This window comes from Phytohabitans maris, assembly GCF_031085175.1.
GTDB classification, from domain to species: domain Bacteria; phylum Actinomycetota; class Actinomycetes; order Mycobacteriales; family Micromonosporaceae; genus Phytohabitans; species Phytohabitans maris.
This window is the reverse complement of sequence record NZ_JAVHUY010000051.1, coordinates 44918-70195: the sequence shown is the minus strand read 5'-3', so window position 1 is coordinate 70195 and position 25278 is coordinate 44918. Positions and strand designations below refer to the sequence as shown.

The window sequence follows — 25278 nt, the reverse complement described above, 5'->3', positions numbered from 1 at the left end:
CCGCTACCTGTACGCGTTGGGCCGCGAAGGTGTCCTGCCCGCCGTGTTGGGCACTGCGGGACGGCACACCGGTGCACCCGCCCGTGCGTCCCTGGTGCATAGCCTCATCGCGGTCGTGGTGTTGGTCGGCTACCTCGCGGCCGGGTTCGACGACCCGCTGACCCACCTGCTGTTCTGGGGGACCGTGGCGGGCGGGTTCGGTGTGCTGATCCTGATGACCGCCACCAGCGTCGCGGTGATCGTCTACTTCCACCGGACCCCGTTCACCGGCGAGACCGCCTTGCACCGGCGGGTCGCCCCGACGATCTCCGGGGTGCTGCTGGCCGTCGTCCTGGTTGCCAGCCTGGACCAGTTCCCCATCCTGCTCGACGTCGATCCCGGCTCGCCGGCCCGGTGGGTGATTCCCGGCGGCTACCTGGCCGCCGCTCTGGCCGGGCTGGCGTTGGCGGCTTGGCTGCACCGTACCCGCCCCGACGTGTACGCCCGGGTCGGCAGCGGCGCCGACGCACCCACCACCGCCGCTTCGGTGAACCGCTGATGAAGACCCCCGCTTCGACCGACGACACCTGTGAGGAAACCCCTGCCGTGACCGACACACCCGCCGGCCCGCACGTCCGTATCGCCACCAGCGCGGACACCGACCAGATCACCAAGATCCTGGTCGAGGCGTTCCTGGACACCCCCGACGCCCCGTGGCTGATACCCGACCGGGACGAACGCCGCACCGTCTACCAGCGGCTGTGCCGCGCGCTGGTCGGCTTCACCCTCGCACACGGCTACATCGAAGTCACCGACCCGGTCGACGCGGCCTCGGTCTGGTTCGACTACGCCTACACCCCACCGGACCTGGCCGCCTACGACCAGCTCCGCACCACCGCCTGCGGCCCGTACGCGGACCGGTTCCGGCTCCTCGACGACACCTTCGCCGCCCACCATCCCCGCACACCGCACCACTACCTGGCCTGGCTCGGCGTCCACCCGGACCGGCAGTGCACCGGCCTGGGCAGCGCGTTGCTGCGCCACCGCAACGAGCGACTCGACACGGCGGGCCTGCCCGCCTACCTGGTCGCCACCTCGTCCGGTGCGGTCGACCTGTACGTCCGGCATGGCTACCAACCACGTCGGGGGACCCCGTTTTTCCTTCCCGATAGCGGACCGCCGATGTGGGGGATGGTGCGACGTGCTGTCGCACACGATGAGCGGACATCGCAGATTGGAGGGTCGACGGTGGTCGACGGCGTCGTTCCAGGCTAGTGCTCGAAACCTGTACCGGCGTGCGTGCATGGGTCCTGCTCACTACCCGACTGGAGGCCACGCCGACAACAACCCGTCTTGGCGCTCCACTATGGACTGTCTGCCGGCCGGATTTCCCCCCATCCGGCGGGCGGACAACCGGTCGGGGTCGAAGGGAAGCGCAGTGGCAGCACCCCGAACCACCCGCCTCCCCGGGCCGGGCGTGCCCACGCCGCGTCTGGGCTGCACCCTTCGACCCCGACCATCCGCCGCCCAGCCCATGCAGTCGCGCTCCTGACATCGCTGCTCGAACCGGTAGAGCAAATGAGCCTTGTCGCCGGGCACGTCGAGATGCTGGCCCTGGGGGTCGTGGTGTACGCCATGAACCTTTTTGAAGCTCATCTCTTCTGGCGCCATGGCTTTCTGGCCCCGCTGATCTTCCGCCTCGCCTTCTACCTTGTCTGGCACGTCGTAGGCGGCGTGATTGGTTTCTGACCCCGACGGTCCCACGGCGGCTTCGTCGGTGAGTACCGGGAGGGGAGGATGACCAGGGCGATGCGGGCGACGCGGTCGCCCACACCTGGACCGGTGCGCAAGGTAACCGCTACTCGACGCGGCCATGACCGGCATCCTCCTCACCGCGCTGGGCACCACACTCCTGATCATCGCCCGCCGCAGCTGGCACAAACGCGATACCCAGCCAGACTCATAGACCAGACCAGCGCCAACGGGGCTTGAGCATTTCGGTTGGCCGTGTCCGACGACTGCGTGGGTTCGGTACGGCGGTTGCCGTTCGTCGGGGGCGCTTCCTTGGTCTTCGTCGTGGAACATGTCGTCACCGCCGGCTGACCACCGATCGCGCTGCGGCCAACACCTCCATCGAGTTACGAGACAGTTCTTGACCGAGGGCGATGGCCGAGTGTCTGCGACAGGTTTGTTGCGCTGCGGCTGACGGCCTCACCGAACTGGGTCAGGGCCTCGCCGGTCATGCGGGCTGCGGGGCCGCAGACGCTCATCGAGCCGATGACCCGGTTGCTTCCGTAGACCGCGGCCGCTACCGAGGCGGCCCACGGGTCGCGTTCGCCGCGGCTGACCGCGTAGCCCACGTCGTGGGTGCGTTTCAGTTCGGTGCGTAGCTGTTCGGTGTCGATGATGGTGGCTGACGTCAGCGCCACCAGTTCGACGGAGCGTAGGTAGGCGTCGAGTTCGGCCGGGGGGAGTGCGGCGAGGATGCTGCGGCCGGACGCGCCGGCGTAGAGGGGGTAGCGGCGTCCGATCTCGACGGACATTCGGATGTCTTGCGGACCTTCGACCTGCTCGATGTAGACACGTTCGTTGCCGATCATCAGGGTCAGGGTGGCTGACTCGCCGGTTAGCCGGGTCAGCTCCTGCAGGTAGGGAAGGGCGGAGGTGCGTACGTCGGGTACGCCTAGCGCCGCCATCGCAAGGGCGACTGCCCGGCTGCCCAGCCGATAGCGCGACGAATCGCCGTCGCGGACGACGAGGCCGACCTCGAGGAGCGCCGTGAGCGTGCGGTGTACCGCGCTCTTGGGGATGTCGAGATGGCGCGCGATCTCCGACACGCCGAGCGTCGTGCCGATGCCCTCGGTGAAGGCGAGCAGCACCGCGCTGAGCCGCTGCGCCTGAGAGGCCGGCGGGGACATCATAGGCAGAAAAGTAACATGTGGCGGCTTCCGTCAATCGCGTACGAGGGTAGGGTGCTGGTTCCACCAGGTTTCGGCGATGTCCCGTCTGCGGGCGAACCAGGCGCCTCCCTTCGTCAGGACGTGGTCGATGAAGTCGCGTAGGGCCGACGTCCGCGACGGCTGGCCGATCAGCCGTGGATGCACGCCGATCGACAACATGCGGGGCGTGTGGTCGCCTTCCTCCCACAGATAGTCGAAACCGCGTCGGCACTCGTCGAAGAAGTCGCTGGCCGAGGTGAGTTGGCCGTAGGTGTGTCGGCTGTCGTTGAAGGTCAGCGAGTAGGGCACTACGAGGAACGGCGCGTCGCCGACCTGTACGAAGTAGGGAAGGTCGTCGTTGTACGCATTGGAGTCGTAGCGGAAGCCGCCTTCCTCCACGAGCAGCCGGCGAGTGTCCACACTGGGCATCCAGCGTGAGTACCAGCCGACCGGACGCTGGCCGCAGGTGGCCTCGATCGACCGTACCGCCCGCTCGATCGCCGCCCGTTGCGCGTCGACGTCGAGCGTCCATTCCTCGGTCCAGCGCCACCCGTGCGCGCATACCTCGTGCCCGCTGTCGCGGAGTGCCGCGCAGACCTCCGGGTTGCGCTCCAGGGCCTCGGCCGCGGCGAAGAACGTCGTGGCCACGTCGTAGCGTGCGAAGAGCCGCAGGAGGCGGTGCACGCCGGCTCGACTGCCGTACTCGTAGACCGACTCGGTGGCCAGATCGCGGTACGGGGCGTCGACCCGCCGCGGCACCTCGCCCAGCCCTTCGTTGACGCCGTCGCGGTCGAACGACCGCTCGCTGCCCTCTTCGTAGTTGACCACGATGCTGACCGCCACCCGGGCGTCGCCGGGCCAGCGGACGACCGGCGGGCGGCGGCCGTACCCGACGAAGTCGCGGACTGGCGGGTTCACGCCGTCCGCCCGCTGACCGCCGTGGACAGCGCGACCATCACGTCGTCGGCCAGCATCACGTCGGCGAACTGCCGGTCCAGGTCGAACAGGGCGATGCGGTGCGACACGTCGATCCGGTCGAACACGCAGTCCTCGACGACGATCGTGCGGAAGTTGTAGGAGGCGCTGTCGATCGCCGTGGCGCGTACGCAGTTGCTCGTCGCTCCGCCGGTGACGATTACGGTGTCGATCCCGCGGTCGATCAGCAGGCCCAGCAGCGGCGTGCCGTGAAAGCCGCTCGGCTTCTTCTTCACCATGACGATGTCGTCGGGTCGGGGGGCGACGCTGTCGTGGATGCGGGCCCCTTCGCTGCCTTCCAACGCCCAGCCCTGGGTGGTCAGCAGGTCGCGCTTGCGGCCGTAGACGCCGATGTCGCCGCCGTCCGGCGCGACCGTCCATTGTGTGTAGAAGACCGGGACGCCGAGCGACCGGGCGTGGTCGAGGAGGCCGCGGAGGACAGGTAGGGCCGGCGCCGCGGACGGGCAGGCTGACGGGTAGTCGTGGGTCGAGCCGGGCGGCGGGCCGACCATGTAGTTCTGCGCGTCGATCACGACCAGGGCCGGGCGGGACCCCAGGCCCACCCTGCGACCGAACGCCGAGCGCTGGATTGTCTGGCGGTCGGTGTCGGTGACGAGGTCGTCCCATGGGCGGGGCAGGGCGGACGACGTGGCGGGGTGGGGCGGGACGGGCAGCGGGGACGGGCGGCGGCCCATGCCCAGCTCGGCCAGCACGCTGTCTGTGTCGGCGCCGACCGGGACCCGGCCGGTGTGCCGGATGCGGCCCGGTGTCGCGCTGAGCTTGGCGATGAGGCCTGCGGTGGTGACCGTGCCGAGATCCTCGTCGGGCAGGTCGACGATGCTGCCGCGTTCGCGGACGTGCGGGTCTACGGCCAACGACTGCGCATCGTTGACCGGCGCGATCGGCGCCTCGACGGCCTCGAAAGCGGCCAACACGTCGGCCTGGGTGGTGCGGGCGATCCAGTCGGCGACGATCTTGTCGAGCTCGTCGGCGTTGGCCCGCCGGGCCGCCGCGGTGCTGAAGCGTGGGTCCTCGGCCAGCTCGGGCCGGCCGATCGCGGCCATGATCCGATTGGCGACCTGCTGCGTGCCACCGGACAGCGCGACCCACCGGTCGTCGCCGGTCCGGTAGGCGTTGCGGGGCGAGGTGCGGCCGGACCGGTTGCCCTGCCGCTGCTGCACGACGCCGGTCTGGGTGAATTCGGTGACCTGCGGGCCGAGGATCGACAGCAGCGGCTCGTACAGGCTGAGGTCGATCATCTGCCCGCGGCCGCCGTTCGTGTCCCGCCAGTACAGTGCGACCATGGTGGCGTAGGCGCCGGTAAGGGCGGCGACGCCGTCGGCCAGGCCGAACGGGGGCAGCGTGGGTGGCCCGTCGGGCTCGCCGGTGATCGCGGCGAACCCGGCGAACGCCTCGGCGAGGGTGCCGAAGCCGGGGCGGTCCCGGTACGGGCCGGTCTGCCCGAACCCGGTCACCCGCACCATCACGAGGCCGGGGTTCTCGGAGGCGAGGTCGGCGTAGCCCAGACCCCACTTCTCCAACCGGCCCGGCCGGAAGTTCTCGATCACGACGTCGGCCCACTCGACGGCGAGGCGGCGGGCGACGGCCCGGTCGGCCTCGTCGTGCAGGTCGAGGCTGATCAGGCGCTTGTTGCGGGAGATTGTCTTCCACCACAGTGGAATGTCGGCCTTGGACAGTCCCCAGCGTCGGGCGTCGTCGCCGCGGGGATGTTCGACCTTGACGACATCGGCGCCGAAGTCGCCGAGCAGGGTGGCGATGTAGGGACCGGCATACAGGGACGACAGGTCGAGCACCCGGATCGGCCCGAGTGCGGCGTCGCCGCTCATGACGGCTTCCCTGCGTCGTGCAGCAGGCGCCGGGCCCGCTCGACGACCGGAACGTCGACCAGTTCGCCGTCGACGCTCGCGTTGCCTAGTCCGCGCTGCCGCGCGTCCTCGGCCGCCGCGATGATCCGGCGGGCCTTGTCGAGCTCGGCCTGGCCGGGAACGAAGACGGAACGCACGACCGGCACCTGGTCGGGATGGATGGTGTGCTTACCGACGAAGCCCATGGATTTGGCCAGCGTGGCCTCGGCGAGCAAGGTGTCGAGGTCGCGGTACGCCGGGTAGACCCCGTCGTGCGGTGGCGCCAGGCCGAGCCGGCGGCTGTGCAGCACCAGCTCGGCCTTGGCGACCAGTAGCGTGTGCCCCTGCACGCCGTCGGGCGGGGGGAAGGGCAACCCGAGCTCGAGGGAGAAGTCGCCGGCGCCGAAGCTCAGCCCGTGCACCCGGGACGGCAGGGCGGTCGCGGTCCGGACGCTGTGCCAGCCCGCGATCGTCTCGACTAGTCCCATCAGCTCGACCGAGCCGTGCGGGAGCCCGGCCGCCCGTTCCCGTTCCTCGACCCTGGCCGCCACCGTGTGCAGCGAGTCGGCCGTCGCCTTGGGGACGATCAGGCCGGCGACCTCGGCCCGGACGCAGGCGGCGAGGTCGGCCTCGAACGCCACGGTGCCGGGGGCATTGATCCGGACCCAGATCTCTCCGCGCCGCTCGCCGGGAGCGGCCGCGCCGACGCCGTCGAGGACCCGCCCCAACGCGGCCCGGGCGACGTCCTTCCGGTCGGCGGCGACGGCGTCCTCGAGGTCGAGGATGATCGTGGTGACGCCCAGCAGCCGCGGCACCTTGTCGAGCTTGCGGGGGTCGCCCGCTGGCACGTAGAGCATGGCTTCGAGGTCACGCACGGTCCGGTCTCCTATCCGCGAGCGGGCCGGCGTCAGCGGCCGAGCAGTTCCTTGATCCGGGGTCGGTTGGCGTATGGGCTCTCGTCGCCGTAGTCGTAGACGATGTAGGGAGAGCTCTTCTGGTGGGTGAACCGCAGCGTGAAGAACCAGGAGCCGAGCATCTCGCGCGGCTGGAACTGCAGCACCTCGTCGTTCTCGGCGTCGAAGAACTGGACCCAGCCGTCGCCGTGCCACACCGGACCCATCTCGACGTCGTCGCCGTAGTGCGCGACCAGGTCGTTGGCCAGTGGGCGGCCCTTGACGGAGTCCCAGATGTAGCGGTGGCCGAGGAAGTGCGGGCACGAGCCCTGCACCCACTTGAACGGTGTGTCCTCGGGCCTGATGACCTCCTTGAGGTCGCCGTACAGCCGGTGCACCAGGCCCATGTTCTCGACACTGGCGCAGATGCGGGCGCCGGCGTGTGCCTCGTTGTAGGTGGGGTGGAACGAGTGGAAGCTGGTCATCTGGACCTTGGCCCACTTGTGCGGCATACCGACCAGCCGACCTGTATAGCCCAGCCAGTCACGGTTGCCCCACGAGAACGGCACGAAGTAGAACTCCTTGCCCTCGTACGAGCAGGGGATCCAGAAGAACGACTCGGTCTGGTTGAGCCGCTCGAAGCTGATGAATTCGGTCGCGTTGCGGCTGGTGTAGCCCCAGCGCTGGACAGCCTTGATGTACATGGTTCCTGAGCCGTCGAGCTCCAGCGGCTCCGGCACGTAGGCGCGCACGGCCTCGGGGTCGGCCTTGAAGCCGACGATGAGCACGTCGTCGGAGAGAACGAGGTCGGGCTCCGTGTTGAGGTCCATCAGACTGGCCCGGCCGGTCGGCGACTGTGGCCACATCACGCCGACCTTGTTGCCGTGCATGGCCTTGGGGTTCCTCGTCTGCGTCATGTCCAGACCCTTCCGGGAGCGCGTCGTGGTCGTCAGCCTCGCGTGAACATTCCGCTCTGTCAAACGATCCGTCCCCGTGTTTCAGCTCACGGAACGTTCTCCGTTGACGCTCGTATGTGCCGAAGCTAGGGTTTCCGATCATGCCGCCCGTCCCCAGGTAACACATCGATCGTTGGTGGTCGATGTGGCGGTGCTGTTGTCCGCCCCCGATCGGGGAGCTGCGGGTTGGCCTTGTGCAACCCGGTCGCCGGCTCCGACGTTCCGATACGTAGAACGATCATGGCTTCGTGTTCTGCAAGTTGCCGGATGTCGGCGGACGGGCGGAAGGCCTCCACCCGGGAACGCGGGTTATTGTCGGGCTCGGGCCGCGACCATGATCGGATCGCATCCTCCGAGGTCAATGTGGTCCTGCGGTCGCATGGTGCGGCGCGCGGCCGGCTGGCGGTCACCCCGCGGCGTGGTACTCGCCACATCGAAGCGGTGTAGTCGGCGACGGTCTGGTTTCGGGTCCGTTTCGGTGGCCTGGCAATCGGGACAGAACGCTCGTTCCGCGTCGGCCGGCGTCGGTGCGGGCGGTCGAACGCTGCATGAACGGACCTTGACACCCGGTGGCAGGGCCCCCAACAATCCAGAACATCAAGGCGCTCCTGTTCCAACTAGTGGAACGCCAGGCAGAGTCGCGGTCGCGGCGTTCAGTCAGGATGCGAGGGCAACGGTATGGATGGGTTCGGCCTCATACGGGATGCCGGTCACTATCGGGTGACCCGCCGCGGCCTCCTCAAGGGCGGCGCCGGCGGACTGGCGCTGGGCGCGCTGGCGCTCGGGGGATGCTCGGGCGGGAGCGGTGCGTCCTCCTCGACGCCAGGCGTGGCCACTGTGGACATGGCGCTTGAGCCGTCCACGCTCAACGGGTTGACCATCAACAACCAGTACATCTCGTGGGTCAACCGGCACGTCCAGGAACGGCTCTACGACATCGACCCCAACTCGACCAACCTGATCCCGCGGCTCGCGGATGGCCAGCCGACGGTCGTCGACGAGTTGACCACGGAGGTGAAGATCCGTACCGGCGTCAAGTTCCACAACGGCGACGAGTTGACTGCCGAGGACGTCGCCGCCACCATCAACGCCGGCAACAAGCAGGGCAAGGTCTGGATCTTCCACCTGCGGCCGCTGGCCAGCGTCGAGGCGGTCGACGCCACCACGGTGCGGTTCACGTTCAAGAACCCGTGGGGGCTGTTGCCGCTCAAGCTCGCACTCATCCCGATCATCCACCGGGACTTCCTCGACCGCGACGACGCGATGATGGGCACGGGCCCCTACAAACTCGAGTCGCACCAGCCCGGCGTGCAGATCAAGCTGGCCGCCAACGCCGAGTACCGGGACGGTACGCCGAACATCTCCACGATCACGTTCCGGATCGTGCCGGAGTCCGGCGCCCGCATGGTCAACCTGACCCAGGGCACCTCGAGCGTCTACCCGGCGGTGTCCACCGTGGACGCTACCCGCATCGCGTCCGACTCGAACCTCGTGCTGGCCGAGGCCGCGGCGCCGGTGCTCATTACGATGCGTCCCAACTGTGCGCACCCGGTCCTCAAGGACGAGCGCGTCCGGCAGGCACTCGCCTTCGCTATCAACCGCAAGCGGATGCGTGACGTGGTGTTCGGCGGCCGGGCCGAGATCGGGCAGGGCCCGGTCGGCCCCGGCCACGAGGGCTGGGAGTACACGACGAAGGTCTACGGCGAGGAGCCCGATCTCGACCGGGTCCGGTCGCTGCTCGCCGCGGCCGGGTACTCCGGACGCGAGGTCACCTTCACCTGGGTAGCGCAGGATGACAGTGTGCTGCGGGATGTCGGCGCCGTGCTCAAGGCCGACTGGGCCGCGGTCGGGCTCAACGCCGAGCTCCAGTTCCTGCAGCAGGGCGACTGGCTCTCCACGACCGCGAAGGGCGGTCCGTGGGGCTTCAAGATTGCCTTCGAGATGGCCGGCACCGGACAGGGGCGCAGCATCGACGGCAGCGTCGGCTCCCTCATGGCCGACAGCGCGTCCAACTCCACCTCGTTCATCGACGAGGAGTCGACCGCGATCGCCAAGCGTGCCGAGGTCGCCACCGATCCGACCGAGCGGGTCAAGCTCTACGCGCAGTGGAGCGACATGCTCGCCACAAAAGCGGCCTACATCCCGCCCGTCTATCCGCTGTTCCTTATCGGGCACCGCAAGGAGCTCACCGGTCTTGACCCGGCTGCCTACCGCTTCAACGCCTTCGACTTGTCGAAGGCCACCGTCGCGGCCTAGGGCGAGGGTATGACGCGTGTCATGGGAGTCGACGTCGGGGGCACCTTCACCGACGCCGTCCTCGTCGAGAACGGCCGGCCCGTCGGCGTGGCGAAGGTGCCGTCCACACCGGACGATCCGTCGCGGGCCATCGCGGCCGCGATCGACCAGATCCGCACCGGGCAGGACGCGCGGACCCTTCTCGTGCACAGCACCACGGTCGCGACGAACGCGATCCTCGCGCGGACCGGCGCGCGCTGCGGCGTCATCACGACCCGCGGCTTCCGCGACGTGGTCGAGATGGGACGGCGGGACCGGCCGCACATCTACGGTTTCGCCGGCGCTCACCGGCCGATCGTGGCCCGTCGTGACCGGATCGAGGTCGGCGAGCGCCTGGCGTACGACGGCACCGTGGTCGAGGCGCTCGACCTCGACGAGGTCAGGGACGCCGGCCGGCAGCTGCTGTCGGCCGGCGTCGCCGCGGTTGCGGTGTGCTTCCTGCACTCCGACGTCAACCCGTGCCACGAGCGCCAGGCGATCGCGGCGCTGCGGGAGTTTTGGCCCGAGCCGCGGTACGTGACCGGCTCGGCCGACCTCTACGCGGAGGCCGGCGAGTTCGTCCGGTTCGCTACGGCGGCGGCCAACGGGTACCTCCAGCCGGTGGTCAGCGCCTACCTGGGGCGGCTGGTCGGTCGGCTGTCCGACCTGGGCCACGCGGGCCCCGTGCTCGTCATGCAGTCCAGCGGCGGGGTCGCGTCGATCGAGCAGACCCGCGACCTGGCGATCGGGGTCGCTCGCTCTGGCCCGGTCGCCGGCGTCGTCGCGGCGGCCGAGATCGGCCGCCGCGCCGGGCTGAGCAACATCGTCACCTGTGACATCGGCGGCACCAGCGCCGACGTGTCGGTCGTGGTCGACGGCCGGCCGCGCTACGTCAACGATGCGAGCCTCGGCTTCCGGCTCCCGCTCGTCATGTCCACTCTGGACGTTGTTGCGGTTGGTGCCGGCGGCGGCAGTATCGCGCGTGTCGACGAGCTCGGTGTGCTGACCGTCGGGCCGGACTCGGCCGGCGCCGACCCGGGCCCCGCCTGCTACGGCCAGGGCGGAACCGCGCCCACCGTCACCGACGCCGCGCTGCTGCTGGGCCACATCGACCCGGACGCCCGGTTCGGCACCGGCCGGCAGAGCCGGCTGGACCCCGACCTCGCGGCGGCCGCCGTGCGCTCCGTGGCCGAGCCGTTGGGTATCCCGGTGCCGGTGGCGGCGCGCGGGATCCTGGCGGTGGCCACCACCACGATGGCCAACGCGATTCGGTCGGTGCTCACCGCCCGGGGCCACGATCCGCGCGAGTTCACCCTCGTCTCGTTCGGTGGCGGTGGCGGGCTGCACGCGTGCGCCCTGCTCCGCGAGACCGGCATGCGGGCCGCCCTCGTCCCGCGGCACCCGGGGCTGGTCAGTGCGCTCGGCTGTGCCGTGGCCGACCTGCGCTACGAGAGCAGCCGCTCGTGGCCGGCGGCCGCAGCTGACCTGGATGACGTCGCCACGGCGGCGGCGCTGCACCGGATGCTGGACGAGCAGGAGGCGGCGTTGCGCGAGCGGCTGTCGGAGCAGCCGGGCATCGCGGTCGATGACGTCGAGATCGTCGTGGAAGGCGACCTGCGCTACCGCGGACAGAGCCACCACCTGCGGGTCCCGCTCGATCGGCCGATCGACCGGGCGGGTGTGGAGAAGCGGTACCGGCAGGCGTACGAGCGGCGGTACGGCCGTACGCTGGCCGACGCCGTGGTCGAGATCGTCACGCTGCGCTCGACGCTCGTCGCCCACCACGGCGACGCCGACCTCAGCGGTCCGGTTGCCGGCGCCGGGCGGGGGCCCCGCGCCGACGGCGGGGCCGGCGGGGTCCGCCACCGCGGGGACCTCGCGCCGGGCGAGCGGCTGGTCGGACCGCTGCTGCTGGTCGCCGACGACGCCACGGTCCACCTCGAAGCCGGCTACGTCGCCGAGGTCGACGCCGAGTTCAACCTGCTCATCCGGGAGGGTGCGTGACGGCCGGCGCCGAGCTGGACGCGACCACGCTTGCCGTGCTGCGCGCCGCGCTCCAGCAGGTCGCCACCGAGATGGACACCACTCTGGTCCGCTCGGCGTTCTCGCCGGTCATCTCCGAGATGGACGACCGGGCGTCCGGCCTCTACGACGCGGCCGACGGCGCGACGATCGCCCAGGGGCCGGAGAGCATGCCGATCTTCGTCTCCGGCATGGGGTACGCCGTCGGCCACACCGTCCGCCTGCTGCGCGAGGGCGGGCGGATGAGCGAGCTGCGCGACGGCGACGTCTACATCGTCAACGACCCGTACGCTGGCGGCACCCACGCCCCGGACGTCAAGCTGATCGCCCCCTACTTCGTCGACGGCGACCTGTTCTGCTGGCTGGCCACGAGCGGGCACTGGCTCGACGTCGGGGGAAGCCTGCCGGGTTCGGTCGTGCCGGACGCCACCGAGTGCTACGCGGAGGGCCTGCGGATCCCACCGGTGCTGCTCTACCGCGCTGGAAAGGCGTGTCCGGACGTCGCCGCGCTGATCTTCGAGAACATCCGCTCCCCCCGGCAGCAGCAGGCTGACCTGGAGGCGATGCTCAACGCGCTTCGGGTCGGCCGGCGTCGTCTGGACGTGCTGGTGGCCCGGTTCGGCGCCGCGACCATCACGGCCGCCGTGACCGAGCTTCGGGCGCGCGCGGCCGGGCGGATGCGGGAGATCATCGCCGGGCTGCCCGACGGCGAGTACACGTTCGAGGACCACCTCGACGACGACGGCGCCGGCGGCGGGCCTATGCTGCTGCGGCTCGCCCTGCGGATCGCCGGCGACACGATGACGTTCGACTTCACCGGTTCGGCGCCGCCGGCCCGCGGCCCGATGAACCTTGGTCGCGACACGACGGCGGCGGCCGCGTTCATCGCGATCAAGCACATGTTCCCGGACGTGCCGGTCAACGGGGGAGCACTGGAACCGATCACGTTCGTCGTCGGCGACCACACCTTCCTCAACGCCAGCCGGCCCGCTCCGGTCGGCGGCTACCTCGACTGCGCCTCCCGGGTGATCACCGTGGTGCTGGGCGCCCTCGGCACGTGCGTGCCCGACCGGGTGCCGGCCGACTGGTTCGGGACGTCGGCGGTGATGTCGCTGGCCGCGGTCGGTCGGGACGGCCGTCCAGTGGCGATCCCGCTGCCGGCAGCCGGCGGCATGGGGGCGCTGCCCGACGACGACGGGCTGGTCAACGCGCCGCCGCCGCACGGCACGGCGAAGTACCCGTCCGTCGAGATGATGGAACGGCGGTTCCCCGTACGGTTCGAGCGGATCGAGCTGACCCCCGACTCGGCCGGCGACGGGCAGTTCCGCGGGGGCCTGGGTAACACCTACCAGATCACATCCCTCGACCCGTCCGTGTCGATCAGCCTGATCGGTGATCGGGCCCGGTTCGCGCCCTTCGGCGTGTACGGCGGCACCGCGGCCCGGACGTTGACGGTGCATCTGGACGTGGCCGGACGGCGGGAGCGGGTCGACGGTGGGAAGGTGCGACACGTGCGGCTCGGTCCGGGCGACGCGGTGACGCTGTGTTCGCCCGGCGGGGGCGGCTGGGGCGACCCCCGGCGGCGCCACCCGGCGGCCATCGCGGCCGACCTGGGCGACGGATACATCACCTCGGCCCGGACCCGGGCCGTGTACGACCGGCGCGATCCATCGGACGAGGGGTAGCCGTCGATGGCGGGATACGTGGTCCGACGGGTGATCGGCTCGTTCGTCGTGCTCCTGGCGGTGGCCACCCTGGTGTTCGTACTGGTGGACTTCGCTCCCGGCGATCCGGCCCGCATTTACGCTGGCGCGGACGCAACCGAGGAGGATGTCGCCGCCATCCGCACCCTGATGGGGCTGGACGGGTCGTTGCCGGAGCGGTACTTGACCTACCTGTCCAACGCCATCACCGGCGACCTCGGTCAGTCCATCTTCACCGGCCGCGACGTGCTGACCGAGGTGGTGGAGCGCGCCCCGGCGACCCTCGAACTGGCGATCGTGGCCCTGATCGTGGCGACACCGATCGGTATCGCGCTCGGCCGGCTGGCCGGCGCCCGGTACGGGTCGAAGCTGGACACGGCGGTCCGGGTCGGCACGCTGGTCAGCTTCTCCATCCCCGGCTTCTGGCTCGCCCTGCTGTTGTTGTTCCTGTTCGGGCTCTACCTGCCGGGGATCGTGCCGACCGGCGGCTGGGTGCCGCTGACCGAGGACCCGTGGGGCAACGTCCAGCACATGATCCTGCCGGTGCTCGTCCTCGCCCTGCCGTATGTGGCGATGATCGCGCGGACCCTGCGGGTGTCGATGTTGGACGCGCTCGGGCGCGACTACGTGATGTTCGCGCGGGCCATGTCGCTGTCGCCGCGGGAGGTCAATGGGCAGGTGGCGCTCCCGAACGCGATCATCCCGACGGCGACCGTCATCGGATTGGCGCTGGCCTACCTGATCGGCGGCACGGTGATCGTGGAGGTCGTGTTCACCATCCCCGGGATCGGCCAGCTGATGATCGACTCGTTCGAGAAGCAGGACTTCCCGCTGGCGATCGGCTGCACCCTGTTCATCGCGCTGTTCTGCGTCGTGCTGAACCTCGTCGTCGACCTGCTGTACGCGGTGATCAACCCGAGGGTTCGGGAGCTCTACCGCCAGCGGGTCTCGGTCCGGGATCTCTAGGAAGGACGCGGCCATGGCATCGACGTCGACGTCGCCCGCCCCGGCGATGGTCCCGCCGCCGGTCGAGACGACCGCGGCGGTACCCCGACCGCGGCTGGCCGGGCTGCGCTCTTTCGGCCAGGCGGTCGTCGCGACCTGGTCGTCGCGGATCGGCCTGCTCCTCATCGTCGTCTATCTGGCCGTGGTCGTCGTCGGCCTCTTCGTCGGCGGCGACCCGCTGGCTCAGGGCGACGATATTCTCGCGCCACCCGGCGCGGAGCACCTGTTCGGCACCGACCAGCTCGGCCGCGACATCTTCGCCCGGACGGCGGCCGGCGCCCGGCTGTCGCTGGCGGTCGCCCTGGCCAGTGTCGTGCTGGGCCTGGCGGTGGCCATGCCGCTCGGGATGGTGGCCGGCTACTTCGCCCGCACCTGGATCGACGAACTGATCATGCGGTGCCTCGACGTCATCATGGCGCTGCCGCTGTTCATCCTTGGCGTCGTCTTCCTCGGCCTCAGCCGGGGCAGTGGCGGCACCATCCTCGGCGTTCCGACACCGGTCGAGGTCCAGGTGGTCATCGTCATCGCGATCACGACGCTGCCGAAGTTCGCCCGGGTGGCCCGGGCGGCGACGATGGTCGAACGGGAGGAGGACTACGCCGACTCGCTGCGGGTCATCGGGGTATCCCGGTTCCGGATCATCTTCGGCGAGATCTCCATCAACGTGCTGCCGCCCGTGCTCGTGCAGGCGTTCCTCTGGATGGCGGTGGCGATCTTCGCGGAGGCGGCGCTGAGCTTCCTCGGTCTGGGAGTCCAGGCCCCCGACCCCACGCTCGGCAACCTCTTGCACGATGCCCGCAACTATGTGCTCCACGGGGCCTGGTGGTACTCGGTGCTGCCGGGAGCGGTGCTGATGATCGTGATCGTCGGCCTCAACCTCGTCGGCGACGCATTGACCGACCGGCTGTCCCCCCAGCTTCGCGACTGAGCCAGGAACGGAGAAAGCGCGCATGGAACCGTTGCTGGAGGTCGACTCCCTGCGGACGACCTACCGCCGGCAGGGCCGCACCCGCACCGCGGTGCGGGACGCGTCGTTCGTCGTCCACGCCGGTGAGGTGGTGGGCATCGTCGGCGAGTCGGGCAGCGGCAAGAGCACGGCGCTGATGTCGGTGCTCGGTCTGCTCCCGCCGAACGCCGAGGTGGTCTCGGGCCGACTGCTCTTCGACGGGGTCGACCTGCGGACGGCCGGCGAGGCGGTGCTGCGCTCCGTCCGCGGCCGCGAGATCGGTCTGGTGCCGCAGCGGCCGATGACCTCGCTCAGCCCGGTGACGCGGGTCCGCCGGCAGATCCGGCGGCTGTTGAGGCACCACCGGTCCGAGGATCCGGCGCGGTCCGACGCGACGATCGCCGACCTGCTGCACCGGGTCGGCCTCGGCGGCGTCACCGGTCGACTGGACAACTATCCGCACCAGTTCTCCGGCGGCCAGCTCCAGCGGCTGCTGATCGCGATCGCCGCCGTCGGCGCCCGCCCGCGGCTGCTGTTCGCCGACGAGCCGACGACCACGCTCGACCCGACCGTGGCCGCGCAGATCCTGCGGCTGCTGCGCGACCTGCGCGACGAGCTGGGACTGGCCATCGTGTTCGTCAGCCACGACCTGCGGTCGGTCGCGCAGCTCTGCGACCGGGTCTACGTGATGTACGCCGGCGACATCGTCGAGGAGGGCGACGTCCGATCCATCTTCGACGAGCCGCGGCACCCCTACACCCGCGCGCTCCTCGACTCGATCCCCGGCCGGCACACCCCGCTCGAGCCGATGCCGGTGCTGGCCGGGAGCGTGTCCAGCCTGCCGGAGGACCGCCGCGGCTGCTCGTTCGCCCCACGTTGCGCGATCGCCGTCGAGGTCTGCCACGAGAACACACCCGAGCTGCTGCCGGCCGCCGGCGGCCAGGTGGCCTGCCATCGCTATCCGGCCGGCGGCGGCACGCCCAGCGACCTCGGGGAGGACCGATGAGCCAGCGGCTGCGGGTCGAGGGCCTGTCCAAGACGTTCCACGGTCGCGGCTCCTGGCGGACCGGGCGGACGGCGGCCGTGCACGCGGTCGACGACGTCTCGCTGACCATCGAGCCGGGCCAGACCCTGGCCCTGGTGGGGGAGAGCGGCTGCGGCAAGTCGACGCTGGTGCGGACGATCGCGGGCATCTACCAGGCATCCGCCGGGCACATCTTCGTCGGCGACACCGACATCAGCCAGCGGCGCGCGCTGCGCCGGCACCGGCGGGCCGTCCAGCTCGTGCCGCAGAACCCGCTCTCCTCGCTGAACCGAAGCCGGTCCATCCGCCACGCGCTGACCCAACCCCTGCGAGTGCACCGCATCGGCGCCGACACGGCGGAGCAGGAACGGCGGGCCGCTACCCTGTTGGAGCGGGTCGGGCTGTCGGCCGACTACCTGCCGCGTCTTCCGGTCGGGATGAGCGTCGGCGAACTGCAGCGGGTGGTGGTCGCGCGGGCGCTCGCCATCGAGCCGTCCGTGCTGCTGCTCGACGAGCCGACGTCGAGCGTCGACCTCACGACCAAGGCGCGCATCATGAACCTGCTGCTCGACGTTCAGCGCTCGTTCGACCTCACCTGCATGATCATCACGCACGAGATCGACATCGCCCGGCACCTCAGCCACCGGATGGCGGTCATGTACCTCGGCCGCATCGTCGAGTATGGCCCGACGGAAGAGGTGTTCAACCGCCCCCGGCACCCCTACACCCGGATGCTCGTGGCCTCGGCCAGCGCGTCCGGACCACTGGTCAACGCCGACGCGGCTCCGGTTCCGGTCGGCGAGGTGCCCAGAGCCGCCAGCCAGGTCGACGGCTGCGCGTTCCGGCCGCGCTGCCCGCACACGGCCGACGTCTGTGGCAGCGTCCCGCTGCTACGACCGGCCGGAACCAGCCAGGCAGCCTGCCACCGCCTCGACGAGATTGGCGCGGACTCCTGACCACTAAAAAATCCGCTCTGCTCCCCGTAGGCGGCCCCAGGCACATGACCAGCTCAACCCAGCTCTACCTCCACGCCGACATGACCATCAAAGAACGAGCTCTCGCACGCACCACACCACCATCCATCAAACCGGGCCGCTACCGCCCCACCTACACTGCTCGCCTTCCTGGAAAGCCTGTGATTGTCCCGCCAACGGTGGCGCTTTGGATCCCCTGAACCAGGGCGCCACCATCAACTCCACAGACCACCCAGAACAGCATCGGGATAACCACAGGATCGGGATAAGTCGACCCCAAGCACGGTGACCTGCCCGACGTCCGGCTCGGGCAGCCGGCGCAGCAGTCCCAACAGGGTGTCCCGGCCGACCCGCATCCCCCAGGTGCGGCAGCAGAACAGCAAGACCGGCAAGATCGCACCGCGATCAGCTATCACAGTCCACAAAGGACAAGGCGCCGCCGCGACAGCCCATCACAAGATCATCGCCAAGAGCCAGTTCTCATGTCCGCTGGCAAAGGCCGTGTGTCGCGAAAGCGGCCAGCACGGTTCGGGAAGAGGCCGACGGAAAGGGGGCCTCACCAACGGCACCTCGCCGACAGGGGATCGAACACACGCCGTTTCGGTTCAGCATTCGCCTGTCCGACAACGGAATCCTCGCCTCGATGAGTCCACAGGGGACAGTACGACAGCGTGTTGGTGGAGAACTTCTGGTCCACGTTCAAGACCGAGCGGGTCTACCGGAGATCGTGGCGTACCCGCGACGAGGGCGAGAACGTTGCCTGCTGTCGTAACCACTGCGCGCGATGCATCGTTTGGCCGTGCATGGGCGTTCGTCTCGCAGCAGGCACGTGGGGGCGCCGCCGGGTGCGGGTGCTCGCCGCGGCCGGGGCGGCGGTGGGCATCGTGATCGCGACCGCGATGCCGGCAGCGGCTGCGGTGATTACCACGGCGGACCCGGTGGTGCTGACCGAGGCCATCGTGTCGCCGGGCGTGACACCGACCGGGGCCGCCTTCGTCACGGTCCCGCCGATCGGTATGCCGCACGCCATCGGTGATTCACCCCTGGCCGGGTTTCCGACCGACGGCGACACCTATGCCATCCTCACCACCGGTGACGCGAACCTGGCCGGACAGCCTCCGCAGGGCAACTTCGCCAGCGTGGACGATCAGGGCCCCAACGTGCGCGGTGATACGGACTTCGACGTCACCGTCCTGCGCATCGACTTCGTCGTGCCGACCGTGCTCAACTGCGTCCACTTCGACTTCAAGTTCCTCTCGGACGAGTTTCCGGAGTACGTCGGCTCGCCGTACAACGACGCCTTCATAGCTGAGTTGGACAGCTCGACCTGGACCACGTCCGGCAGCACCATCAGCGCGCCGAACAACTTCGCGTTCGACCCCACCGGGGCGCCGGTCACGATCAACACGACGGGCGCGACCACGATGCAGCCACAGTTCGCCGCGGACACCGCGTACGACGGGGCCACGCCACTGCTCACCGCCGGCACGCTGGTCAGTCCCGGCCCCCATTCGCTGTTCCTGTCAATCTTCGACCAGGGAGACACCGTCTACGACTCGGCCGCGTTCGTGGACAACCTCGCGCTGACCTTCGCTGCCACGCCCGAAGACTGTCCCGAAGGATCGGTAGTGCGGTCGTTCAACCTTGGGCTGACCCCGCCGTTCGCGGTTAACCCGCCCGGCGACGCGCACACGGTCACCGCGACGCTCGCCGACGCCGACACCGGTGCTCCCGTCGACGGCGGCAACGTCATCTTCACCGTGGCGGGCGCGAATCCCACGACCGGCACGGTGACCACCGGTGCCGGCGGCGAAGCGACCTTCACCTACACCGGCGGCAACGTCGGGCAGGACTCGATCACGGCCTGCTTCGATGTCAACGGAAATGGGGGCTGCGACCCGCCGGACGAACCCGTCTCGACGGTGCTCAAGACCTGGGAGACGGCGCCGCCCGAGCTCACCCTCACGCCGCCGGACGCGACCAACGTGGTGGGTCAGACGCACACCGTGATCGCGAGTGTTGTCGACGGCGCCGGGGACCCGATCGAGGACGGCTCGATCGTGTTCACCGTCGCGGGGGCGAACGCGGACATCCAACCCACGGCTGTCGACACCGACGCCGCGGGCGAGGCCGCCTTCACGTACACCGGCAACGGTGTCGGGGCCGACGAGATCATCGCCTGCTTCGACGCGAACGGCAACACCCTGTGCGACGCCGGCGAGGTGCGCGACACGGCGACCAAGACCTGGGTCATGGCCGGCCCCGGGCTGACCATCACCCCGCTCGACGACACCAACCCCGTCGGTGTCAACCATACGGAGATCGCCACCCTCACCGGAAACGGTGGGCCGACACGGGTCCAGAACGGCGAGATCGTGTTCGTCGTGACGGGTGCCAACCCGAGGGACGGTGAGGCACTCACCGCGGACAGCGGCGAGGCGGAGCTCGCCTACACGGGCACCGAGCCGGGCACCGACACGATCACCGCATGCTTCGACGCGACCGGAAACGGCCAGTGCGATCCGGGCGAGCAGACCGTCACCGCCACCAAAACCTGGGTGGCCACCACGCTGGAGCTGACCCCACCGACCGCGACGAACATGGTCGGGGACGACCACACCGTGACCGCGACGCTGACCACCGAGGCGGGCGATCCGGTGTCCCAGGCCAACGTCATCTTCGCCGCCGGCGGCGCCAACACGGCCGGCGGCGAGAGCACGGTCGCGGGCCGGGCGAGGACCGACGAGTCCGGGACGGCCACCTTCACCTACCGGGGCAGGAACGCCGGCACCGACACCATCACCGTCTGCCAGGACGAAAACGGGGACCGGCTGTGCGGACCCGGTGAGGCGACGGCCACCGCCACGAAGATCTGGACCGTCCTGCCAGTGTCCGGTGCGGTCCTGACACCAATGCTCGGCACGGCCGCCGGCCTCGTCGTGATCGGATCGGCCGCGGTGGTCACGATCGTCCTGATCAACCGGCGTCACCGCTACCGGTTCGTCGAACCGGACGAATGAGCCTCCCGCCCGGCAGTACCAGTAGTACGGGTCCAGGTCGTCGAGGCTGGAACGGGCCCGCATGGCGGCCACGACGGTCGCCAACCTCCGCCGCCGCGGAGCGTGGCGGTGCACGCTGTCCGTCACCACACCGTACCCGCGCGGTGGCCGCGAGGTCGGCGAGCGCGTCGTTACGATCCCGGTCGCCCGGGTCGCTGTGGTCGACCAACTCCACCGCGACGCTGTCGGCGCCGAACAGCGCGATCAGGCGGTCGAGTTCGGCGTGGTAGGCGGGCCGCCTCCTGCAGGTCGTAGACCGGCGGCCTTTCTCATCGCCGACCAGGTGGGCGCGGCCGAGCACGGCGGCGAGCCGCTGTTAGCCGTCGGCCTCATCGTCCACCATCCGCTTCGACGATCCGGTTGAGCGGGTCCAGGCGACGTAGCCATGTCGACGCTCGTTCCTGCCCGGTGCGTGCCACGAACTCGTCCTCTTTGGACGGCGGACGGGACGCACCATCGTGGCCGACGCTTTCTCGCCGGGTTCTCGAGCCGGCCGCTATGCGGGTGACGGCTGTGCTTCTGGTCTGGGGTCGTCACCGGGTCTTGCTTGGTGTTTGCTCGCCCAGTGGCGGGCGAGGATGGTGCCGGTGACGAGTTGGAGTTGGTGGAAGATGATGAGCGGCAGGACGAGGAGGCTGGCGATGGTGCCGGAGAACAGGACGGTGGCCATGGGCAGGCCGGCGGCCGCGCTCTTGGTCGAGCCGCTCGCCGAGCCTTGGCTGTAGCAGTTGGCCGGCGAGGAACGGCAGCAGGAGCCGTACCGCGATGTCGGCGAATGCCGTGGCGGTTGAGGCGGGCGTCGCCGACACCGTTCATCGTCGCGCTGACCAGCAGCGGGGTCAGCACGATGCCGGCGACGCTGGAGAACGAGGCGCTGAAGATGGCGGCCGGTACGTTGCCGCCGGCGATCGAGGTGAGCGCGATCGCGCTCTGCACGGTGGATGGCGCGGCGCAGAGGACCAGCAGGCCGTGCTGGAGCTGGGGATCGAGCACCGTCGAGGGCAGTAGCGCAAGCAGCAACCCGAACGCTGGAAAGAGCGCGATGGTGGTCAGCAGTACGGCGAGGTGCAGCCGCCAGTGCGAGGCGCCGGCCCGGGCTTCGCGTGGTGAGATCCGGGCGCCGTAGAGGTAGAACAGTAGGGCGACGGCGGCTGTGGTGGCCCATCCGCCGATGGTGGCGGCGGCGACCTGGGGGCCGGCCGATGGCGGTTGGCAAGCGAGATCCGCTGAGCGGCGGTCCATGTCAGGTCGTTACGGCGACCGCCTCGATCTCGACCAGCATCTCTGGTCCTTTCAGCCGGCTGACCTGGACCAGGCTGCGGGCGGGCAGGGGGTCGCTGAACCAGTGGCGGTAGACCTCGTTCAACGCCGCCGTGTCCTGGTCGTCGCGCAGGTAGATGGTGAGCTTGACGGCCTGCGTGAGGGTGGAACCGGCCGCCCGGAGGATGCCGTCGAGGTTGCGTAGCGCCCACTCGGTCTGTTCGGCGAGGTCGCCCATGGTGCCGGTGTCCCGGTCGCGGCCGGCCTGGCCGGCGGTGAAGATCAGTGGCCCGATCCGGATTGCCTGGTTGAAGGGTCCGGTGGGGGTGGGGGCGTCGGTGGTCTGGACCGCCTCGCGGCGGTATCGCTCGGTCATCGCGGCTTCCTCCGGTTACCTGGCCTGCACCTGCGGCGCGGCGGCCTGGACCCGCTCCCAGTGGTGGCAGGCGACCCGGTGGCCGCCGGCGTGGTCGCCCTCGATCCGGACGAGCGTCGGCTCGACCGCTTTGCAGGTGGTGTCGGCGAACGGGCAGCGGGTGTGGTAGCGGCAGCCGCTTGGCACGGCGGCCAGGCTCGGTACCTCTCCGGGGGCGAGCCGGCGTACCGCCTCCAACCGGGCTCGCGCGTCCGGTCTCGGGGGCAGCACGGAGGCGATCAGGGCCTTGGTGTACGGGTGGACCGGCCGTCTGAAGAGGTTGTGCGCGGGTGCCTGCTCGACGATCTTGCCGAGGTACATCACCGCCACCCGGTGGCTGAGATGCCGGACCACGGCCAGGTTGTGTGCGATGAACAGGTACGCGGTGCCGTACGTCCGCTGCATGTCCTGGAGCAGGTTGATCACCTGGGCCTGCACCGAGACGTCCAGCGCGGACACCGGTTCGTCGAGGACGACGAGGCGGGGCTGGGTGACCAGGGCCCGGGCCAGCGCCACCCGTTGCTGCTGGCCGCCGGAGAGCTGGGCCGGCCGGCGGTGGGCCAGTGCCGGGTCGATCCCCACCTCGGCGAGGCGTTGCAGGGCGATCCTCCGGCGTTCTCGTCGGTTGTTCAGGCCGTGCAGGCGCAGCGCCTCGGTGACGATGGCGCCGAGGCGCATCCGGGGGTCCAGCGAGCTGCGGGGGTCCTGGAAGACCACCTGGAGGTCCCGGCGGATGTCGCGCATCTGCGCGGGTGACCGGCCGACTAGTTCGGTGCCGTCGAAGCAGATGCTGCCGCCGGCTGTGGGGATCAGCCGCAGGACGGCGTTGGCCAGGCTCGACTTGCCGCATCCGCTCTCGCCGACCAGGCCGAGCGTCTCACCGGCGCGTACCTCCAGGTCGATGCCGTCGACGGCGGTCAACTCGGCGCCGGTGCTGGCGCTATGCCGGACCACGAGGTCGCGTACCCGTAGGACCGGATCGGGACGGTCCTGGCGCTTGCGGGTGGGAGCCGGGCGGCGGCCGGCGGGCCGGGCGGCGCGGTTGTCGAGGCCGGCCGGCTCCTGGTCGGTCGGTTGGTGCGTGGTCCGGGTCATTCTGCCGTCCTGTCCTCGGTGAACGCGGCCAGCTCCGCCGAGCTGCGCCAGCAGGCGTGGGTGTGTGCCGCGTCCGCCGACAGCGGCGGTACCTCCCGCTCGCAGCGGTCGTCGGCGAGTTCGCATCGGGGGGCGAACCGGCAGCCGGGCTGCGGCCGGATGACCGTGGGTGCCCGTCCGGGAATGGGGTGCAGCCGGTGGTGGTGGTTGAGCTCGAAGCGCGGGGCCAGCCGGAGCAGGCCGGCGGTGTACGGGTGTCCGGGATGTGCCAGCACGTCGGCGACGGGGCCGCGTTCGACGATGCGGCCGGCGTACATCACCTGAACCCGGTCGCAGGTCGCGGCGATCACCCCGAAATCATGGGTGATCATGATCATGGCCATGCTGAGCTCCCGGCAGAGCGACCGCAGCAGGGCCAGGATCTGGCTCTGCACGGTCGGGTCGAGTGCGGTGGTGGCTTCGTCGGCGATCAGCAGCTTGGGCCGGCAGGAGATGGCCAGGGCGACCAGGACCCGCTGCCGCATGCCGCCGCTGAACTGGTCCGGGTAGCTGTCCAGCGCGCCGGCGGAGTTGGGGATGCCGACGAGGTCGAGCAGCTCCGCCGCGCGCCGCCGGGCCGCCGATCGGTTCATGTCGGTGTGCACCAGCATCGTTTCCACCAGGTGGTGTCCGACGGTCAGCGACGGGTTCAGCGCGGTCAGCGGGTCCTGGAAGACGTACCCGATCTCGGCGCCGCGGACGGCCCGGAGTTCCTGCTCCGACATGGTGAGCAGGTCCCGCCCCTCCAGCTTGGCCGAGCCGGTGGTGCGGACCCGGGTCAGCGGTGGATGCACCCCGATCAGCGAGGTGGCGGTGACCGACTTGCCGCTGCCGCTCTCGCCGACCACGCCGAGCGTCTCGCCGTGGTCGAGGCTGAACGACACATCGTCGGTGCCGTACACCTCACCGCGGGACGTGGAGAAGCAGACGGTGAGGTTGTCCACCTCGAGTAGCCGTGGGGAGGTCACGTCTGGGATCTCCGTTCCATCTCGCGGGAGAGCATGCTCACCGACAGGACCGCCGCGGCGAGGGCCAGCCCGGGCATGACGGTCAACCACCACGCCACGGCCAGGTACGGCCGTCCCTCGGCGATCAGCACTCCCCAGGTGAGGTCCGGTTCCTGCACCCCGGCGCCGAGAAAGCTGAGGCCCGCCTCGGCAAGCACGATCTGCCCCACGTCGATGACGAACAGGACAGCCAGCCGGGGCGTCAGGTTGGGCAGCAGATGGTTGAACACGACCTGGCGCCTGTTGGCGCCGAGCGCGATGGCGCCGACCACGAAGGGCTCCGTGCGCAGGCGGAGGGTCTCCGCGCGGATCACCCGGGCGACCGTGGGCCAGATGAACGTGGGTAGCAGGGCGATCAGGTTCGCCACCGACGGGCCGGCGACCGCCATGAGCAGGATGGCGAACAGGAACATCGGCATGGCGGTCTGCGCCTCGGTGAGCCGCATCGCGACGCGGTCGATCCACCCGCCGAAGTAGCCCGCGCAGATCCCGACGACCGCTCCGACCGCGAGGCCGATGAGGGTGGCGCAGGTGCCGATGAGCAGGGTGAGCCGGGACGCGACGACGATCTGCGAGAACAGGTCGCGGCCCAGGGCGTCGGTGCCCAGCAGGTGCAGCCCGGCCTCGGTGCGGGCCAGCGGGGGGAGCAGCCGGACCGCGGGCAGTTGGGCGTAGGGGTCCATCGGGGCGAGAAGGTTGCCGGCAACCGCCCACAGCGCGATGACGCCGAGCACGGCCACCCAGAGGACCCAGAGGCGTCCCCGCAGCGGGTTGCGGCGGAGACGGGGCGTGCGGCGGGCCGGTACAGGATCCGCCGGTGGGGCAGGGGTCTGGTCCATGGTTACCGC

The 25278-nt window shown here is 70.2% G+C and carries 21 protein-coding genes and 2 pseudogenes; 12 read left to right on the top strand and 11 right to left on the bottom strand.

The annotated features are described in order from the left end of the window. The 3 genes and pseudogenes from RB614_RS37125 to RB614_RS37115 all read left to right on the top strand — a co-directional run. Positions 1–538, top strand: a pseudogene (locus tag RB614_RS37125) (amino acid permease); the annotation flags it as partial. 47 nt (positions 539–585) lie between these two features. Beyond that, positions 586–1254: a GNAT family N-acetyltransferase gene (locus RB614_RS37120; protein ID WP_308716373.1), complete on the top strand. Its 669-nt coding sequence runs from the start codon at positions 586–588 to the stop codon at positions 1252–1254. 303 nt (positions 1255–1557) lie between these two features. Then, a complete protein-coding gene (locus RB614_RS37115) occupies positions 1558–1728 on the top strand; it encodes a hypothetical protein (RefSeq protein ID WP_308717383.1) in 171 nt (56 codons plus the stop codon). 389 nt (positions 1729–2117) lie between these two features. Here the strand turns inward: RB614_RS37115 and RB614_RS37110 are convergent, their stop codons facing one another. Genes RB614_RS37110 through RB614_RS37090 form a run of 5 tightly spaced genes read right to left on the bottom strand, consistent with a single transcriptional unit; the run spans position 2118 to position 7568 of the window. Further along, entirely contained in the window at positions 2118–2900 is a 783-nt protein-coding gene (locus tag RB614_RS37110) for an IclR family transcriptional regulator (protein WP_308717382.1), read from the bottom strand. Between the two features lie 30 nt (positions 2901–2930). Further along, the gene (locus RB614_RS37105; protein ID WP_308717381.1) at positions 2931–3836 is read right to left on the bottom strand and encodes a polysaccharide deacetylase family protein; all 906 of its coding nucleotides are present in this window, start codon (positions 3834–3836) and stop codon (positions 2931–2933) included. After that, positions 3833–5740 carry an isochorismatase family protein gene (locus RB614_RS37100; RefSeq protein ID WP_308717380.1) on the bottom strand — a complete coding sequence of 636 codons (1908 nt, stop codon included), beginning with the start codon at positions 5738–5740 and terminating at the stop codon, positions 3833–3835. Before RB614_RS37100 ends, RB614_RS37105 begins: the two co-directional genes overlap by 4 nt. Further along, positions 5737–6633 (bottom strand): HpcH/HpaI aldolase/citrate lyase family protein, encoded by an 897-nt coding sequence (locus RB614_RS37095; protein WP_308717379.1) that lies wholly within the window; start codon positions 6631–6633, stop codon positions 5737–5739. The genes RB614_RS37100 and RB614_RS37095 overlap by 4 nt, the downstream gene beginning before the upstream one ends. 32 nt (positions 6634–6665) lie before the next feature. Beyond that, positions 6666–7568, bottom strand: a complete 903-nt coding sequence (locus RB614_RS37090; protein WP_308717378.1) for an acetoacetate decarboxylase family protein — start codon at positions 7566–7568, stop codon at positions 6666–6668. Positions 7569–8327: 759 nt separating this feature from the next. On the opposite strand from RB614_RS37090, the gene RB614_RS37085 reads away from it, so the two are divergent. From RB614_RS37085 to RB614_RS44490, 9 genes are all read left to right on the top strand, one after another. Then, positions 8328–9863, top strand: a complete 1536-nt coding sequence (locus RB614_RS37085) for an ABC transporter substrate-binding protein (RefSeq protein WP_308717377.1) — start codon at positions 8328–8330, stop codon at positions 9861–9863. Positions 9864–9884: 21 nt separating this feature from the next. Then, positions 9885–11885, top strand: coding sequence for a hydantoinase/oxoprolinase family protein (locus RB614_RS37080; RefSeq protein WP_308717376.1), 2001 nt, complete (start codon positions 9885–9887; stop codon positions 11883–11885). Beyond that, on the top strand, positions 11882–13588 hold the full coding sequence (locus RB614_RS37075) for a hydantoinase B/oxoprolinase family protein (RefSeq protein ID WP_308717375.1): 1707 nt from the start codon (positions 11882–11884) through the stop codon (positions 13586–13588). Before RB614_RS37080 ends, RB614_RS37075 begins: the two co-directional genes overlap by 4 nt. A gap of 18 nt (positions 13589–13606) precedes the next feature. After that, positions 13607–14572, top strand: coding sequence for an ABC transporter permease (locus RB614_RS37070; RefSeq protein ID WP_308717374.1), 966 nt, complete (start codon positions 13607–13609; stop codon positions 14570–14572). A 13-nt stretch (positions 14573–14585) separates the two neighbouring features. Further along, positions 14586–15539: an ABC transporter permease gene (locus RB614_RS37065; protein ID WP_308717373.1), complete on the top strand. Its 954-nt coding sequence runs from the start codon at positions 14586–14588 to the stop codon at positions 15537–15539. 22 nt (positions 15540–15561) lie between these two features. After that, entirely contained in the window at positions 15562–16563 is a 1002-nt protein-coding gene (locus tag RB614_RS37060; RefSeq protein ID WP_308717372.1) for an ABC transporter ATP-binding protein, read from the top strand. Beyond that, positions 16560–17537: an oligopeptide/dipeptide ABC transporter ATP-binding protein gene (locus tag RB614_RS37055; RefSeq protein WP_308717371.1), complete on the top strand. Its 978-nt coding sequence runs from the start codon at positions 16560–16562 to the stop codon at positions 17535–17537. The genes RB614_RS37060 and RB614_RS37055 overlap by 4 nt, the downstream gene beginning before the upstream one ends. 821 nt (positions 17538–18358) lie before the next feature. Next, a complete protein-coding gene (locus RB614_RS37050; RefSeq protein WP_308717370.1) occupies positions 18359–20575 on the top strand; it encodes a choice-of-anchor L domain-containing protein in 2217 nt (738 codons plus the stop codon). Positions 20576–20636: 61 nt separating this feature from the next. Continuing rightward, positions 20637–20978: a hypothetical protein gene (locus RB614_RS44490; protein WP_428983186.1), complete on the top strand. Its 342-nt coding sequence runs from the start codon at positions 20637–20639 to the stop codon at positions 20976–20978. 132 nt (positions 20979–21110) lie between these two features. Here RB614_RS44490 and RB614_RS44485 read toward each other — a convergent pair whose 3' ends face one another. The 6 genes and pseudogenes from RB614_RS44485 to RB614_RS37015 all read right to left on the bottom strand — a co-directional run bounded on the left by RB614_RS44485 (position 21111) and on the right by RB614_RS37015 (position 25269). Next, entirely contained in the window at positions 21111–21557 is a 447-nt protein-coding gene (locus tag RB614_RS44485; protein ID WP_428983184.1) for a bile acid:sodium symporter, read from the bottom strand. Further along, a pseudogene (locus RB614_RS44480) lies at positions 21479–21856 on the bottom strand (bile acid:sodium symporter); the annotation flags it as partial. The pseudogene RB614_RS44480 and the gene RB614_RS44485, both read right to left, overlap by 79 nt. A gap of 1 nt (position 21857) precedes the next feature. Further along, positions 21858–22250 carry a RidA family protein gene (locus RB614_RS37030; RefSeq protein WP_308717369.1) on the bottom strand — a complete coding sequence of 131 codons (393 nt, stop codon included), beginning with the start codon at positions 22248–22250 and terminating at the stop codon, positions 21858–21860. Positions 22251–22265: 15 nt separating this feature from the next. Further along, the gene (locus tag RB614_RS37025; RefSeq protein ID WP_308717368.1) at positions 22266–23384 is read right to left on the bottom strand and encodes an ABC transporter ATP-binding protein; all 1119 of its coding nucleotides are present in this window, start codon (positions 23382–23384) and stop codon (positions 22266–22268) included. Continuing rightward, a complete protein-coding gene (locus RB614_RS37020) occupies positions 23381–24391 on the bottom strand; it encodes an ABC transporter ATP-binding protein (RefSeq protein ID WP_308717367.1) in 1011 nt (336 codons plus the stop codon). The genes RB614_RS37025 and RB614_RS37020 overlap by 4 nt, the downstream gene beginning before the upstream one ends. Next, positions 24388–25269, bottom strand: a complete 882-nt coding sequence (locus tag RB614_RS37015) for an ABC transporter permease (RefSeq protein WP_308717366.1) — start codon at positions 25267–25269, stop codon at positions 24388–24390. The genes RB614_RS37020 and RB614_RS37015 overlap by 4 nt, the downstream gene beginning before the upstream one ends. Positions 25270–25278 lie beyond the last annotated feature (9 nt).

Coding starts and splice junctions, on each gene's coding strand:
- RB614_RS37090 (WP_308717378.1), bottom strand. CDS start 7,568: ATGACGCAGACGAGGAACCCCAAGGCCATGCACGGCAACAAGGTCGGC.
- RB614_RS44490 (WP_428983186.1), top strand. CDS start 20,637: ATGGCGGCCACGACGGTCGCCAACCTCCGCCGCCGCGGAGCGTGGCGG.
- RB614_RS37110 (WP_308717382.1), bottom strand. CDS start 2,900: ATGATGTCCCCGCCGGCCTCTCAGGCGCAGCGGCTCAGCGCGGTGCTG.
- RB614_RS37115 (WP_308717383.1), top strand. CDS start 1,558: ATGAGCCTTGTCGCCGGGCACGTCGAGATGCTGGCCCTGGGGGTCGTG.
- RB614_RS37055 (WP_308717371.1), top strand. CDS start 16,560: ATGAGCCAGCGGCTGCGGGTCGAGGGCCTGTCCAAGACGTTCCACGGT.
- RB614_RS37025 (WP_308717368.1), bottom strand. CDS start 23,384: ATGACCCGGACCACGCACCAACCGACCGACCAGGAGCCGGCCGGCCTC.
- RB614_RS37065 (WP_308717373.1), top strand. CDS start 14,586: ATGGCATCGACGTCGACGTCGCCCGCCCCGGCGATGGTCCCGCCGCCG.
- RB614_RS37030 (WP_308717369.1), bottom strand. CDS start 22,250: ATGACCGAGCGATACCGCCGCGAGGCGGTCCAGACCACCGACGCCCCC.
- RB614_RS37050 (WP_308717370.1), top strand. CDS start 18,359: ATGGGCGTTCGTCTCGCAGCAGGCACGTGGGGGCGCCGCCGGGTGCGG.
- RB614_RS37060 (WP_308717372.1), top strand. CDS start 15,562: ATGGAACCGTTGCTGGAGGTCGACTCCCTGCGGACGACCTACCGCCGG.
- RB614_RS37100 (WP_308717380.1), bottom strand. CDS start 5,740: ATGAGCGGCGACGCCGCACTCGGGCCGATCCGGGTGCTCGACCTGTCG.
- RB614_RS37080 (WP_308717376.1), top strand. CDS start 9,885: ATGGGAGTCGACGTCGGGGGCACCTTCACCGACGCCGTCCTCGTCGAG.
- RB614_RS37015 (WP_308717366.1), bottom strand. CDS start 25,269: ATGGACCAGACCCCTGCCCCACCGGCGGATCCTGTACCGGCCCGCCGC.